Consider the following 14,773-nt stretch of genomic DNA (forward strand, 5'->3'; position numbering starts at 1 on the left):
TTTGAGCATCGGCCGCCATGCCCGCCAATCTGTTGATCGTCGAGTCGCCCTCCAAGGCGAAGACGTTGCAAAAGTACCTCGGCAAGGATTTCCAGATCCTCGCCTCCTACGGTCACGTCCGCGGTCTGGTGCGCAAGGACGGCTCGGTCGACACCGAACACGACTTCAAGATGAAGTATCAGGTGATCGACAAGAACAAGAAGCACGTCGACGCGATCTGTGCGGCGGTGAAAGAGGCGGACAACGTCTACCTCGCATCCGACCCGGACCGCGAAGGCGAAGCAATCTCCTGGCACATCATGGAGATCCTCAAGGGCAAGAAGCTGCTGGATCCGGCCAAGACGTTCAAGCGGGTCGTGTTCCACGAAATCACCGAATCGGCGGTCAAGGCCGCGATCGAGCACCCGCGCGACATCGACAGCAACCTCGTCAACGCACAGCAGGCGCGCAGTGCGCTCGACTATCTGGTCGGCTTCAACCTGTCGCCGCTGTTGTGGCGCAAGGTCCGCTCGGGTCTGTCGGCCGGTCGCGTACAGAGCCCGGCACTGCGGCTGATCTGCGAGCGCGAGATCGAAATCCGCGCCTTCACCGCGCAGGAGTACTGGAGCATCCATCTCGACAGCCACAAAGGCCGGACCAAGTTCGGGGCACGGCTGTCGCAGTGGCAGGGCAAGAAGCTCGACCAGTTCGACATTCCGGACGAGGCCACGCAGGCCGACATCCTCAAGTCGCTCGACGGCGCCGAAGCACGTGTCGCCAAGGTCGAGAAGAAGAAGAAGTCACGCAGCCCGGCGGCGCCGTTCACGACCTCGACGCTGCAGCAGGAAGGCGTGCGCAAGCTCGGCATGACGACCGACCGCGTCATGCGTACCGCGCAGCAGCTGTACGAAGGTATCAACCTCGGCGGTGAAACCGTCGGTCTGATCACCTATATGCGTACCGACGCGGTGGCGCTGTCGAACGAGGCGCTGGAAGACATCCGCGGCTATATCGGCGACAACTTCGACAAGGACTACCTGCCGAAAGACGCCATCGTCTACAAGAACAAGTCCAAGAACGCCCAGGAAGCGCACGAGGCGGTGCGCCCGACGTCGATCGCGCGCACGCCCGACTCGGTCAAGGCCTTCCTCAGCGCCGACCAGTTCAAGCTCTACCAGATGATCTGGAAGCGCACGCTTGCGTGCCAGATGACGCCGGCCAAGTTCGACACCGTTGGCGTCGACATCGAAGTCGGCGCGCAGGCGGTGTTCCGTGCTTCGGGCCAGACCCTGGTGTTCCCGGGCTTCATCGCCGTGTATCAGGAAGACCAGGACGACGTCGAGGACGACGAGGACGAAGCCCGTCTGCCGGCGCTCGAAGAGGACGAAGCGCTGCCGGTCGACAAGGTCTTCGGCGAACAGCACTTCACCCAGCCGCCGCCGCGTTACTCCGAAGCGTCGCTGGTGAAGGCACTGGAAGAGTTCGGCATTGGCCGGCCGTCGACCTACGCGTCGATCATCAAGACCCTGAAGGATCGCGAATACGTCGATCTCGACAAGAAGCGCTTCATCCCCACCGATACCGGCGAAGTGGTCAACAAGTTCCTGACCGACCATTTCACCCAGTACGTCGATTACAACTTCACCGCCAAGCTCGAAGACCAGCTCGACGAAATCTCCAACGGCTCGCGCGAATGGGTGCCGGTGCTCGACGATTTCTGGAAGCGCTTCCACAGCACGGTCGAGGAAAAGCAGAGCCTGTCGCGCAAGGAAGTGACGCAGGAAGAGCTCGAGGAAGACTGCCCGAAGTGCGGCAACAAGCTGGCGATCCGGCTCGGCAAGCGCGGCCGCTTCATCGGTTGCACCACGTATCCTGAGTGCGACTACACCCGCAACCTCGGTGACGACGCCGATGCGGCGCCGGTCGAGCCCGAGGTCGTGCCGGACCGGACCTGCCCGAAGTGCGACAGCCCGCTGCACATCAAGATGGGCCGCTACGGCAAGTTCATCGGCTGCTCGGCCTATCCGAAGTGCAAGCACATCGAGCCGCTGGAGCCGCCGAAGGACACTGGCGTCGAATGCCCGTCCTGCCACAAGGGCACGCTGAAGGAAAAGAAGAGCCGCTACGGCAAGCTGTTCTATTCGTGCAGCACCTATCCGGACTGCACGTACGCGACCTGGGATCCGCCGATCGCCGAAGCCTGCCCGCAGTGCCAGTGGCCGGTACTGACGATCAAGACGACCAAGCGTCGTGGCGTCGAAAAGAAGTGCCCGCAAAAGGAATGCGGCTGGTCCGAAGTGATCGAGCCGCCGGCACCGAAGGAATGATGACGAACACCCGGCTACGGCCGGGTGTTTCAATGGACTCCCATGCCCCATTCCTCCGATTGGTTGCCCGCCGCCGCCTCGGCCGCTCCGGCACCGTTTGCCCGCCAACAAGCCTACTTTGACGCCTTCGATCGCGTCGTGGCCCAGTTCGCCGGCTTTGATGCGCCCGACCTCGACGCACTGGTCGAAGCCCTGGCCGACGCCAGCCTGGCGGATCTCGTCTGCCTGTACCGCTGCGATGGCGCGCGACTTCGTCTCGACGCGCGATGGCTGGCGCCGGGCGCCGGCCTGTCGCTCATTCCGCTGGGCAGGCTGCCGCTGAGCGAGCACCCGCTGCTTGCCGATACGCTTGCGGTCGGCATGTTGCTGCAGCGCTCGCTGCTCGAGTTGCCGATGCCCGAACAGATGCTGCTGGCCGGCATTGGCGCACGCCGCATCGTGACGCTGCCATTGCTCGATCGCGGCGAGCCGTTCGGTCTGCTGGCGTTTTTCGACGAGGACGAGGCTCGGGTCCGCAGTCACGATGAACTGACCTTGCTGACCATGCTCGGTCGGCAGCTGGCGCAGGGTATGGTGCGGCTCGATATCGACGCTGCACTGCGCGCCGAGCGCGACAGGCTGGCCGCGCTGGTCGGCGCGACCGACGACATGGTGTTCGAGGTGTCGGCCCAAGGGGCGATCATCCGGGCCTGGTCGGGTCATCCGGTCATGCCGGATGCCGCGGCGCTCGAAGGCCGCTTGCTGACGCAGGTGCTGCCGGTCGAGCTGGCAAGCTTGCTGGTCGCCAAGCTGCCTTCGGTTTTGGCGGGCGAGGCCGCAACGGTCGAATGCCGGCTGGACGGCGTGCATGGCCCGGTGTGGTTCGAAGGCCGGATGCGGCCGGCGCAGGGGGATGTGCTGGTTTTGCTGCGCGATGTCAGCAGCAGCCGGCTCGATGCGCTGCAGCAGCAGGCGCTCGGCGAGACCTTGCAGGTGTTGGGCGAGGCGGTGATCGATCTGTCGCGGCAGGGCTATCTGGTTCGCGCCAGCGCGGCGTGGGCCCGTTTGCGCGGGCTTGATCCGCGGCTGATCGACCTTGATTTCGGCATGCCGCTGCTGCACTGGGTGCATGAACAGGATGTGGCTGCGGTGCAGGCCGTGCTGGTTCGACCTGCCCTTGAGCCGGCCACGCTTCGTTTCAGGTTGTACCGCGAAAGCGGCGAGCTGATCTGGGTCGAGGCCTGTCTGCTGCCGCTGCCCGCGGCGGCCGACCGTGCTGCGACGATGCGCGGCGTGCTGCGGGACGTGACGGAGATTCAGCTGAACCAGCAGCAGATCAGCCGGCTGGCGCTGTATGACGACCTGACGCGATTGCCGAACCGGCTGATGCTCGACGATGCGCTGGCGCAGGCGATCGCGCAGGCGCGACAGTCGCACCGCAAGGTCGCGCTCGGCTTCATCGATCTGGATCACTTCAAGCAGATCAACGATGCCTTCGGTCATCGGGTCGGTGACCAGTTGCTGACCAGCATGGCGACGCGCCTTTCGGCGGTGTTGCGCGAGCAGGACCTGCTGGCGCGCTGGGGCGGCGACGAGTTTGTCGTGCTGATGCCGGATCTGGCTGACCCGAAGCAGATCCGGACGATGGCCGAACAGTTGCGCAATGCGGCGCGCGAGGCGGTGATGCTCGACGGACTCGAAGCCCACCCGTCGGTCAGCTGCGGTTTCGCGATCTTCCCCGATAACGCCGAATCGTGTGAAGAGCTGCTCTCGGCGGCCGATCACACGATGTACCACGCCAAGCACGCCGGCCGGAACAATGTGTGTTTCTACGGCGACATCCTGCACCTGAAGGCGCTGGGTCGCGAGCACGTGGCGTTGCAGTCGCGTCTGTCTGCCGCGATCCGCTGCGAGCGGCTGAGCGTGTTCTACCAGCCGGTGGTGTCCGCGCGTGATGGCGGCGTGATCGCGGTCGAAGCGCTGGCGCGCTGGCAGGATGAACACAATGGCTGGATCAGTCCGGACCTGTTCGTGCCGATGGCCGAGAAGGTCGGCCTGATTCAGGAGCTGTCCGATCTGGTGATGCAGCAGGCGTTCCCGCAGCTGCGTGCGTGGCGCGATGCCGGACTGACGCAAAAGCTGATGCTGAACATCTCGCGCAGCCAGTTGTTTTCACCGGTGTTCGTGTCCAGGCTGGTCGAACGGCTGGCCGCTCATCGCTTGCGTCCGCACGACGTGATCGTCGAGATCACCGAATCGGCCGCGCTCAACGACTATGCGCGACAGCTCAAGCATTTGCGCCAGCTGGCCAGCGCCGGCTTCCAGATCGCCATCGACGACTTCGGTACCGGCTATTCGTCGCTGGCGCAGGTGAACGAGATGCGGGCGCAGTGGCTGAAGGTCGATGTGTCGTTTACCCAGAAACTGCATACCGAGGCCGGTCGGCGCGTCATGCAGGCCATCGTCCAGTTCGGCCAGGGGCTGGGCCTCGGGCTGGTGGTCGAAGGCGTAGAGAGTCTGGATGCGGCACGTTATCTGCAGGGGCTCGGCGTCGAGTACCTGCAGGGGTTCCACTTCAGCGAGCCGGTCCCCGCCGGCGTCGCCGAGCTGTGGATGCGGCTGGGACTGGCGAACAAGGTATGACGTAAAAAAACCGGGCATTGCCCGGTTTTTTGTTAGCCCGCCATCGAACCCGGGCCGGCCAGCTCGTGCAGCCGCTGGTTCTGGACCCGGCCGTCGACACTGCTGACTTGTGTGGATTGTGCCGTTTGCGAGTGGGCACTCGGATGCAGGTTGATCGAACGCTGCATCGGCATGGCCTGGGCACTGGCAAACTGGGCGAAGGCAAGCAGGGTGGCAGCAATGGCAAGTTTCGATGTACGCATGACAGTTCTCCTGATGGGGCGCCGGACCTGATGACCGGTGCGTCAATGAGCTCATCATATGGCATGCCATTTGGTTGATCAAAGCAATAATTAACATATTTATTATATGATCGGAACAAAGGCCGCGATCAGCGGCCTTTGTGATTCGTGCGGTCTCTTGCTCAGTGCTGGAGGATCTTGGACAGGAAGGTCTGCGCGCGCTCGCTGCGCGGGCTGCCGAAGAAGTCGTCCTTGTTGGCATCTTCGACAATGGCGCCCTGGTCCATGAAGATCACCCGGTTGGCCACTTTGCGGGCAAAGCCCATTTCATGGGTGACGCACATCATCGTCATGCCTTCGTGGGCCAGCTGCACCATCACGTCGAGCACTTCGTTGATCATTTCCGGGTCCAGAGCCGAGGTCGGTTCATCGAACAGCATGGCGATCGGGTCCATGGCCAGTGCCCGGGCGATGGCGACGCGCTGCTGCTGACCGCCCGAGAGCTGCCCCGGGAACTTGGCGGCGTGCGCGGACAGGCCTACGCGGTCGAGCAGAGCGAGGCCCTTTTTCTTCGCCTCGTCTTCCTTGCGGCCGAGCACCTTGATCTGTGCCAGTGCGAGGTTGTCGGTGATCGACAGGTGCGGAAACAGTTCGAAGTGCTGGAACACCATGCCGACGCGCGAACGCAGCTTGGGCAGGTCGGTCTTGGGCGAGCCGACCGAGATGCCGTCGACAATGATGTCGCCGGACTGGAACGGCTCCAGCCCGTTGACGCACTTGATCAGCGTCGACTTGCCCGAGCCCGACGGGCCACAGACAACGACGACTTCGCCTTTCTGTACTTCGGTAGTGCAATCGGTCAGGACCTTGAAGTCGCCGTACCATTTGCTGACGTTCTTGATCGAGATCATACGGTCAACCTCTTTTGCAGGCGCTTCACCAGGGTGGAGGCGCCGAAACTGATAATGAAATAGACGAGGCCGGCAAAGAGCAGGAACTGGTGCAGCTCACCGACGATGTCGCCGCCGGAGCGGGCGCTGTTCAGGAAGTCCATCAGGCCGACCGCGTAGACGAGCGACGTATCCTGGAACAGGATGATCGATTGCTGCAACAGCAGTGGCGTCATCTTGCGGAAGGCCTGCGGCAGGATCACCAGACGCATCGTCTGGCTGTAGCTCATGCCGAGCGCGTAGGCAGCGTTGACCTGTCCTTTGGAAATGGACTGGATGCCGGCCCGGACGATTTCGCAATAATAAGCGGCTTCGAACATCATGAACGCGACCAGGCACGAATAGAACGCACCGATCGGTTCATTGGTCCCGGTGAGCCAGCCGATGATGAAGGGCACCACGAAATAGAACCAGGTGATGACCAGCAGCAGCGGGATCGAACGGAAGTAGTTGACGTAGAAGCCGGCCAGCGTCGACAGCAGCTTGTTGTTCGACAGCCGGGCCAGCGCCAGCAGCGTACCGAGCGCGACGCCGCCGATGATGGCCAGCACCAGCAGCTTGAGCGTCAGCATCATGCCCGAGAGCAGCCCGGGCATCGCCGTGATGAGCGATGAGAAATCCATCTTACTTGCCTCCCAGCGCGATCAGTCCCGGCACGCGCACACGCTTTTCAACCCAGCGCATGAACAGCATCAGGCCCATGTTGAGCACGAAGTAGATGATCGTCGCCAGCGTGAATGCTTCGAACAGGTTGGCGGTGAATTCGGCGGTCTGTTTGGTTTGTGCCAGCAGTTCCATAAGGCCGATCAGCGACGCAACCGACGAATTCTTGAAAATGTTCAGGAATTCGCTGGTGAGCGGCGGGATGATGATCCGGAACGCTTGCGGCAGCAGCACTTCCTTGTAGATCTGCGGTACGCGCAGGCCCAGCGCATAGGCGGCGTTGGTCTGGCCTTTCGGCAGCGCCTGGATGCCGGTGCGCACCTGCTCGCAGACGCGCGCGGCGGTGAACAGCCCCAGACAGATGACGACACTGATGAACGCGCTGGTCGCCGGGTTCAGGTCCTGCTTGAACCAGGTTTGCAGGCCTTGCGGCAGCAGGTCGGGCACGATGAAGTACCAGACGAACAGCTGCACCAGCAGCGGAATATTGCGGAATATTTCGACGTAGACCGCCGCAATCTTGGGCAGGATCTTGCCCGGTAGCGTGCGCATCACGCCGAGTACGGTACCCAGCAGCAAAGCGATCACCCAGCCGGCCAGCGACAGTGCGATCGTCCACCCCAGGCCCTTGATGAACCAGTCCAGGTAGATTTCGCTGCCGATACCTGTGGAGTGGAAAAATACGCCCCAATCCCAATTGTAATGCATCTCGGGGTTCCCCCTATCAAACAAGAAGCCGGCCGCAATCCGCTGGCCTGCTCGATTCAATCGGACAGGCCGCGGTTTGCCACGGCCGGCTTCGTTCCGGTACTACCCGCTTTACATTTGCTCGGCGGACTTGTCGGTCGGCTTGGCGATCAGTTCCTTGAGCTCGTCGCTCATCGGGAAGTTCAGGTTCAGACCCTTGGGCGGAACCGGGCTCTGGAACCAGCGCTTGTAGATGGTATTGATTTCGCCGGACTTGTAGGTGTTGGTCAGCGCGGTGTCGACCAGCTTCTTGAACTGGGCGTCGTCCTTGCGCAGCATGCAGCCGTAGATTTCGTACGATTGCGGCTTGCCGACAATGGTCCAGTCGTTCGGGTTCTTGGCCTTGGCCATTTCGCCGGCCAGCAGCGCATCGTCCATCATGAAGGCGACGGCACGGCCCGATTCCAGCATCAGGAAGGACTCGCCATGGTCCTTGGCGCTGATGATGTTCATGTTCAGCTTCTTCTCGTCGTTCATCTTCTTGATGAGCCGCTCGGACGTGGTGCCGGCGGTGGTGACGACGTTCTTGCCGGCGAGGTCGGCGAAGTCCTTGATGCCCGAGGTCTTCTTCACCAGCAGGCGGGTACCGATTTCGAAGATGCCCGACGAGAAGGCAACCTGCTTCTGGCGCTCTAGGTTGTTGGTGGTCGAGCCACACTCGACGTCAACCGTGCCGTTCTGGACCAGCGGAATCCGCGTCTGCGAGGTGACGAGGTTGTAGCGGACTACAAGGCTCGGCATCTTCAGCTCTTTCTTCACCGCATCGACGATCTTGGCCGACAGGTCCATCGAATAACCGACCGGCTTCTGGGTGGCATCGAGGTACGAGAACGGAATCGAGGAGTCGCGGTGGCCGACGACGATGGTGCCGGTTTCCTTGATTTTCTTCAGCGTACCGGTCAGCTCCTCGGCCTGGGCGGAGGCTGCGAAAACGGCGGACATGGCCAAACACAACGGCAGCAGTTTCTTCATGTGGGAAATCTCCATAGCGTGTTTTTTCACACAAACCGAGTATAGGTGGCACTCGGGAATGCTGCGCTTGGTGAAAACCCTGGCTTACAACCTGGATGCGATACCCCGTTTCAAACATGAAAAAAGCCGCCCGTAGGCGGCTTTTTGCTGCTTTAGCCATGCATTGGCGACAGGATCTGTCGCAAGAACTGCTTCGCACGATCGGTTTTCGGCGCGGTGAAAAAGGCTTCCGGCGTGGTGTCTTCGAGAATTTCGCCGTCGGCGAGAAAGAGCACCCGGTCGGCGACTTCGCGGGCGAAGCCCATTTCATGCGTCACGACCATCATCGTCATGCCGGATTCGGCGAGCTTTTGCATGACGCCGAGCACTTCGCCGATCATTTCCGGGTCGAGTGCCGAGGTCGGCTCGTCGAACAGCATCACCTTGGGTTGCATTGCCAGGCCACGGGCAATGGCCACGCGCTGCTGCTGGCCGCCGGACAGGTTGGACGGGTAGGCGTCCCGCTTGTTGGCGAGGCCGACGCGCTCGAGCAATTCCATTGCCAGCTTCTCGGCCGCGCTGCGGCTCATTTTCTTGACCTGGATCGGCGCCAGCGTGATGTTGTCCAGCACCGACAGGTGCGGATAGAGATTGAAATGCTGGAAGACGAAGCCGACTTCGGCCCGCAGCGTATTGATGTCGGTCTTCGGGTCGTTGACGACGATGCCGCCCACGCTGATTTCGCCGTCGTTGATGGGTTCGAGCTGGTTGATCGTACGGATCAGCGTCGATTTGCCCGACCCGGACGGCCCGCAAACGACAACGACTTCGCCTTGCCTGACCTCGAGGTTGAGGTTCTTGAGCACATGGTGGTCGCGTCCGTACCACTTGTTGACGCTGGAAAATCGGATCATGGGAGGGCTGTCTGTCATGGGTTCAGGCGGTCGATTGTGAGTCCGGGGTCGTACACCGGGCAAGGGTATTGCTCGGTTTTTGCGATCAATGGCTGCCGCTCAGCGGGTGGCCAGCAGGTTGGCGAGTGAGACGTACTGGCCGACCGTGACATTCTCGGGGCGCCAGCCCGGCTCGATGCCGGCCGCGAGGAGTTGCGCGTCGTCGGCGATGCCCTTGAGGTTGTTGCGGATGGTCTTGCGCCGCTGGCCGAATGCGGTGGTGACCAGCTTCTCCAGTGCGTCGAGATCGCCGACCGGCCACGGATTGGCGGCCCAGGGCATCATCCGCACGACGCTGGAGTCGACCTTCGGTGGCGGGTAGAACGCGGTCGGCGGGACATCGAGTACCTTGTCCATGTTGAAACGCACCTGCAGCATCACCGAGAGCCGGCCGTAGTCGGCGGTGCCCGGCTCGGCGACCATCCGGTCGACGACTTCCTTCTGCAGCATGAAATGCATGTCGGAAATGGCCGGGCCGAAACTGGCCAGATGGAACAGCAGCGGTGTCGAGATGTTGTACGGCAGGTTGCCGGCAAGACGGATCGTCGCGTCCGGACTGATGTCGGCGGCGAGTGCGGCGAAATCGAACTTCAGTGCGTCGGCGTTGTGGATGACCAGTTGTTCGGGCGAAAAACGCGCCGAAAGGTGACTGACGATGTCCCGGTCGATCTCGACGACGTGCAGCCTGCCGGCCCGCTGCATCAGCGGTTCGGTCAGTGCGGCGAGGCCGGGGCCGATTTCGACCAGCACGTCGCCGGGACGCGGATCGATCGCGGCGATGATGCCGTGAATGACGCCCTGGTCCTGCAGGAAGTTCTGGCCGAAGCGCTTGCGTGGAATGTGTGACATGGAGAAACCCGGGTAAAGCGTGGATCAGCCGCGGTGACGGGAGAGCTCGGCGGCGAGGTCGATCGCGGCGGCGAGGCTGCCCGGATCGGCGCGGCCGCTGCCGGCCAGATCGAGCGCGGTGCCGTGATCGACCGAAGTGCGGATCACCGGCAGACCCAGCGTGATGTTGATGCCTTCGCCGAAGCTGGCGAACTTGAGCACCGGCAGGCCCTGGTCGTGGTACATCGCCAGCACGGCGTCGCCCTGATCAAGCTGCTTGCGGTTGAAAAGGGTGTCGGCCGGCAAGGGTCCGATCAGCGTCATGCCCTCGGCGCGCAATGCATCGAGCACCGGAATGATGACGTCGATTTCCTCGCGGCCAAGGTGGCCCGATTCGCCGGCGTGCGGGTTGAGCCCGGCAACGAGGATGCGCGGCCGGGCGAGGCCGAACTTGGTTTGAAGATCGGCGTGCAGAATGCGAAGTGCCTTGCTCAGCGATTCAAAGGTGATCGCCGCCGGGACATCCTTGAGCGGCAGGTGCGTGGTGGCGAGTGCGACGCGCAGACCGCCACCGGCCAGCATCATCACGACCTGTTCGGTGCCGGTGCGTTCGGCAAGATATTCGGTGTGGCCGTAGAAAAACGGGCCGCCGATGCCGTCGTTGATCACCCCCTTGTGCAGCGGCGCGGTGACGATGGCGTCGAATTCGCCGGCTTGCGCGCCATCGATTGCCCGGTCGAGCAGGTCGAGCACGTAGCGTGCGTTGGCCGGATCCAGCGTGCCGGCAACGCAGGGCGCGGCCAGCGGCAGGTGCAGTACCGAGACCGGTGCTTGGTCGCCGGCGCGGTAGTCGGGCCAGTCGGCATCGACGCCGACGGCGGCGGCGCGCTCGGCCAGCAGGGCGCGATCTCCGAGCAGCACCAGCCGCGCCTTGCCGCATTGACCCGAGATGGCCGCGGCAAGCTCGGGGCCGACGCCGGCAGGTTCGCCGGTCGTCAGCGCCAGTACCGGCAGGCGGTGCATTACTCTTCCTTCAGCCGGATGTCGACATAGGCGCGATCGCGCTGCTGCCGCAGCCAGTCTTCGTACTGTTCTTCGGCCTTGCGCTGCTTCAGCTCCTGGCGGACGCGGAAGCGCTCGCGTTCCTGGGTGACGTCCTGCTGGCGGCGCTCGAGAACCTGGATCAGGTGATAGCCGAACGGGCTGTGCACCGGTTGGCTGACCTGGTTCGGTTGCAGCGCATTCATTGCCTGTTCGAACTCCGGCACGGTTTCGCCCGGGTTCACCCAGCCGAGATCGCCGCCTTTGCTGGCGCTGGTGTCGTCGGAGTAGGCGCGGGCCATGTCCTCGAACTTGGCGCCGCCGTTGACGATGCGGTCGCGCAGCTGAACCAGCTTCTGGCGCGCATCAGTCTCGGAAACGAGTTCATTGGTCTTGATCAGGATATGCCGCGCATGCGTCTGGGTGACGATTTCCTTCGGATTCTGCTCGCGCTTGTCGAGCAGCTTCATCAGGTGGAAGCCCGCGGGACTGCGGATGATTTCGGTGGTCGAACCGACTGGCAGCTTGTCGAGCAGTTCGGTAAAGGCTTGCGGCAGGCTGCCGGCCGGGCGCCAGCCGAGCTGTCCGCCGCTGGTCGCATCGGGTGCGGTCGAGAACTTGGCCGCGATCGCCGAAAAATCGGCGCCCGACATGATCTCCTGCTTCGCCGTTTGCGCACGCAGCCGGCGTTGCTGGATCTGTTCCGGCGAAGCGTTTTCGGGCACCGAGATCAGGATGTGCTGCAGCTTGTACTCGACCTTGGTCTTGCCGGCGTTGAGCTTGATGTAGTCGTCGACTTCGCTGTCGGTAATCACGACCTTGGAGTCGATTTCACGTTCCTTCAGACGGCCCATGACCATTTCGCGGCGGATGTCTTCGCGGAAGCCTTTCCAGGTCATGCCCTGCTTTTCCAGCGTGGCACGGAACTGCGGCAGGCTCATCTTGTTCTGTTCGGCGATCCGGTTCACGGCGCGGTCGAGCGTCGCATCGTCGGCCTTGATCCCCATCGCGTTGGCGTACTGGACCTGCAGCAGGTCGGTGATCATCCGTTCGAGGACCTGCTGCTTGAGCACGTCCTCGGGCGGCGCCTGGATCTTCTGGTTGGTCAGGTTCTGCTTGACCGACGCGATCCGGTCGTCCAGCTCGTCCTGCGTGATCACACCGCGATTGACGACGGCAATGACGCGGTCGACGGTTTCGATTGCCGCGTTGGCCAGCGGCGCCAGCAGCGTGGACAGCAGCAGGGCCGCCAGGGTCAGGGAACGGAGCTTCATGGTGGAGTTCACTTCAAAGTATCGAAAGTACTGGAGTAACCGGGGATCGAGTCGCGCAAGGTGCCGACCGGATTGCTGCCGAGGCCGAGGCCGCCGAGTTCGAGTACGGCAAAGTAGGTGGTGTTGTAGTCGCCGTCGCTGGTGATGTAGCGCTGCGCGGCCATCCGGAATGCCCAGCAGCCGGCGTTGTACTCAAGCCCTGCGAGCGCCTCGAAGGTCTGGCTGTCGTGCAGCGAATAGGTATAGCGTCCGACCCCGTACCAGCCGCGGCCGAGCGGCCACTGGCCCGACAGGTCGACCTGCTCGAGAATGCCGTCGGTGGTGGCGACACCGTTGCTGTTGTAGTTGATCGGCGCATTGGTATTGCGTGTGTAGCGCAGGTTGATCACCCGCGCGGCGTCCGGCGCCCATTGCAGCGATGCGTCGGCACGGCTGGTCCTACTGTTGACGCCGTCGTACTGCAGTGTGTAATCGTACTTGAACTGCTTCCACAATTGTCCGCCGACCGACAACAGCAGGTCGGTCTTGGTCGCGTCCGAAGGTGCCGAGTTGTCGAGCGTCACCTTGGGCGTCGTGAAGTAGTAACGCTGGCCGATCGTGGCGCGGAACAGCTCCGAGCCGTCCTCGGCGTCGAGAATGCGGCTGGTCAGCGCCGCGGTGATTTCGTTGGCGTCGTTGATCCGGTCGTGGCCGACGAACTTGTTGTCCGAGAACAGCTGGGTCATCGACAGGTCGGTCAGGCCCGAGTCGAAGTTTGGCAGCATCGACTGGTCTTTGTACGGCACGTAGACGTAGAACAGCCTTGGTTCGAGTGTCTGGATGTACTCGTTGCCGCGCCAGTCGGCGTCACGCTCGAAAAACAGCCCGGAGTCGATGCTGGTGATGGGCAGGACACGGCTTTCGGTCCGGTCGTTCTGGCCGTTGGCGTCCTGCAGCTGGTAGTAGGTCGCGTCGAGCGAAATCTTGGGAACGATGAAGCTGTAGGCCGTGTTGAACGGCATCTTCACCGTCGGCGTGATCCAGGTCCGGGTGCCGTTGACCTTGGTCGGATGGTTGAAGTCGGCGAATTCGGCCGCGACCGAGGTCTGCACGCCCTTGATCCAGCTTGGTGCTGCGCTGAAATTGACCACCGGCATCCGGTCGTACGGAATGTCGACCGCGTTGGTGTCGCTCTGCAGCGTCTGGAAGCGCTGCCACAGCAGGGAGGCGTTCCAGCCGTCGCCGGCGTAGTTCAGGCCGGCTTCGCGTGGCAGATTGGTCTGTTCGGCGATGGCGTCGCGGCTGCCGAAGTCGTTGAAGTAATCGTCGTCGGAGACCGACTGGATGTTGATGTGGCCGGAAAGCCGGCTGGTGAACTGCTGGTTGTGCAACCAGGTGAAGGATGAACGGTTGGTGTCCGTTTCCTTGTCCTTGATGAAGGAGCCACCGATCTGCCCCGAGTAGTTCGGCTGCAGGTAGCGGAATTCGCCACCCAGCATCAGCCCGCGTTCGGTCATGTAGTGCGGATACAGCGTCGCGTCGTAGTTCGGCGCGATATTCCAGTAGAACGGCGTCAGCAAGTCGACGCCGCTGCGGCTGTCGAAGCTCACCGTCGGCGTGAGCATGCCGGTCTGGCGGTTGCCGGTCAGCGGGAAGTTCATCCACGGCGAGTACATCACGGGCACGCCCTTGAACTGGATCCAGCCGTTCCGGGCGACGCCCATATTGTCGATGTAATCGAGGTCGAGCTTTGAAGCGTGGATGTACCAGTCGTCGTTGCCGACCGGGCACGAGGTGAAGCGGCCCGAGTCGATGTGATACAGCTTCTCGCCGCCGAACAGCAACTTGACGCCGTCGGCGCGGCCGAGCCCCTGGCCGACCACGTAGTCGGGGTCCGACAACTCACCGGTCGACGAGTCGAGGTAATAGTCGAGCCCCTTGCCGGTCAGGACGTCGCCTTCCTTTTCCATCCTGACGTCATCGCCGGCGCGCAGGTGCTTCTGCGCCTCGTCGTAGGTCGCCCATTCGGAGTACAGCGTCGAATTCTCCTGCTGGATGACGACATTGCCCTCGGCCTTGAGGGTCTTGGCGCCATCGGCCTGATTCTGTGCGTCGACGCGATCGGCCTCGACATACATGGGGGCATCGCTGGCGCTCTCGGCTGCGCAGGACAGGGCCGACGACAGGGCGAGCAGGAGGGCTGAGTAGCGGAAAGGCGGCGGCGGAAGGCGGGTCATG

General features: G+C 62.8%; 12 protein-coding genes. 2 read left to right on the forward strand and 10 right to left on the reverse strand.

Going from position 1 to position 14,773, the window contains the following annotated elements; genetic code table 11:
* Positions 1-17 precede the first annotated feature (17 nt).
* Complete coding sequence (topA, locus tag JMJ54_RS15325) at positions 18-2,306, forward strand: type I DNA topoisomerase (RefSeq protein ID WP_203539429.1); 2,289 nt, start codon at positions 18-20, stop codon at positions 2,304-2,306.
* A 42-nt stretch (positions 2,307-2,348) separates the two neighbouring features.
* Entirely contained in the window at positions 2,349-4,928 is a 2,580-nt protein-coding gene (locus JMJ54_RS15330) for an EAL domain-containing protein (RefSeq protein WP_203539430.1), read from the forward strand.
* 32 nt (positions 4,929-4,960) lie between these two features.
* Here the strand turns inward: JMJ54_RS15330 and JMJ54_RS15335 are convergent, their stop codons facing one another.
* The 10 genes from JMJ54_RS15335 to JMJ54_RS15380 all read right to left on the reverse strand — a co-directional run bounded on the left by JMJ54_RS15335 (position 4,961) and on the right by JMJ54_RS15380 (position 14,772).
* Positions 4,961-5,170 carry a hypothetical protein gene (locus tag JMJ54_RS15335; RefSeq protein ID WP_203539431.1) on the reverse strand — a complete coding sequence of 70 codons (210 nt, stop codon included), beginning with the start codon at positions 5,168-5,170 and terminating at the stop codon, positions 4,961-4,963.
* A gap of 161 nt (positions 5,171-5,331) precedes the next feature.
* Positions 5,332-6,060: an amino acid ABC transporter ATP-binding protein gene (locus JMJ54_RS15340; protein WP_203539432.1), complete on the reverse strand. Its 729-nt coding sequence runs from the start codon at positions 6,058-6,060 to the stop codon at positions 5,332-5,334.
* Positions 6,057-6,722, reverse strand: coding sequence for an amino acid ABC transporter permease (locus tag JMJ54_RS15345; RefSeq protein WP_203539433.1), 666 nt, complete (start codon positions 6,720-6,722; stop codon positions 6,057-6,059). Before JMJ54_RS15345 ends, JMJ54_RS15340 begins: the two co-directional genes overlap by 4 nt.
* 1 nt (position 6,723) lies before the next feature.
* Positions 6,724-7,470, reverse strand: a complete 747-nt coding sequence (locus JMJ54_RS15350; RefSeq protein ID WP_203539434.1) for an amino acid ABC transporter permease — start codon at positions 7,468-7,470, stop codon at positions 6,724-6,726.
* A gap of 111 nt (positions 7,471-7,581) precedes the next feature.
* On the reverse strand, positions 7,582-8,481 hold the full coding sequence (locus tag JMJ54_RS15355) for a glutamate/aspartate ABC transporter substrate-binding protein (RefSeq protein WP_203539435.1): 900 nt from the start codon (positions 8,479-8,481) through the stop codon (positions 7,582-7,584).
* A gap of 152 nt (positions 8,482-8,633) precedes the next feature.
* The gene (locus JMJ54_RS15360) at positions 8,634-9,374 is read right to left on the reverse strand and encodes an amino acid ABC transporter ATP-binding protein (RefSeq protein ID WP_203539436.1); all 741 of its coding nucleotides are present in this window, start codon (positions 9,372-9,374) and stop codon (positions 8,634-8,636) included.
* Between the two features lie 99 nt (positions 9,375-9,473).
* Entirely contained in the window at positions 9,474-10,262 is a 789-nt protein-coding gene (gene rsmA, locus JMJ54_RS15365; protein WP_203539437.1) for a 16S rRNA (adenine(1518)-N(6)/adenine(1519)-N(6))-dimethyltransferase RsmA, read from the reverse strand.
* A 24-nt stretch (positions 10,263-10,286) separates the two neighbouring features.
* Positions 10,287-11,264 (reverse strand): 4-hydroxythreonine-4-phosphate dehydrogenase PdxA, encoded by a 978-nt coding sequence (gene pdxA, locus JMJ54_RS15370; RefSeq protein ID WP_203539438.1) that lies wholly within the window; start codon positions 11,262-11,264, stop codon positions 10,287-10,289.
* A complete protein-coding gene (locus JMJ54_RS15375; protein ID WP_203539439.1) occupies positions 11,264-12,556 on the reverse strand; it encodes a peptidylprolyl isomerase in 1,293 nt (430 codons plus the stop codon). Before JMJ54_RS15375 ends, pdxA begins: the two co-directional genes overlap by 1 nt.
* An 8-nt stretch (positions 12,557-12,564) precedes the next feature.
* On the reverse strand, positions 12,565-14,772 hold the full coding sequence (locus tag JMJ54_RS15380) for an LPS-assembly protein LptD (RefSeq protein WP_203539440.1): 2,208 nt from the start codon (positions 14,770-14,772) through the stop codon (positions 12,565-12,567).
* Between the last annotated feature and the right edge of the window lies 1 nt (position 14,773).

Source organism: Jeongeupia naejangsanensis (genome assembly GCF_016865585.1).
In the GTDB taxonomy this organism is placed as follows: domain Bacteria; phylum Pseudomonadota; class Gammaproteobacteria; order Burkholderiales; family Chitinibacteraceae; genus Jeongeupia; species Jeongeupia naejangsanensis.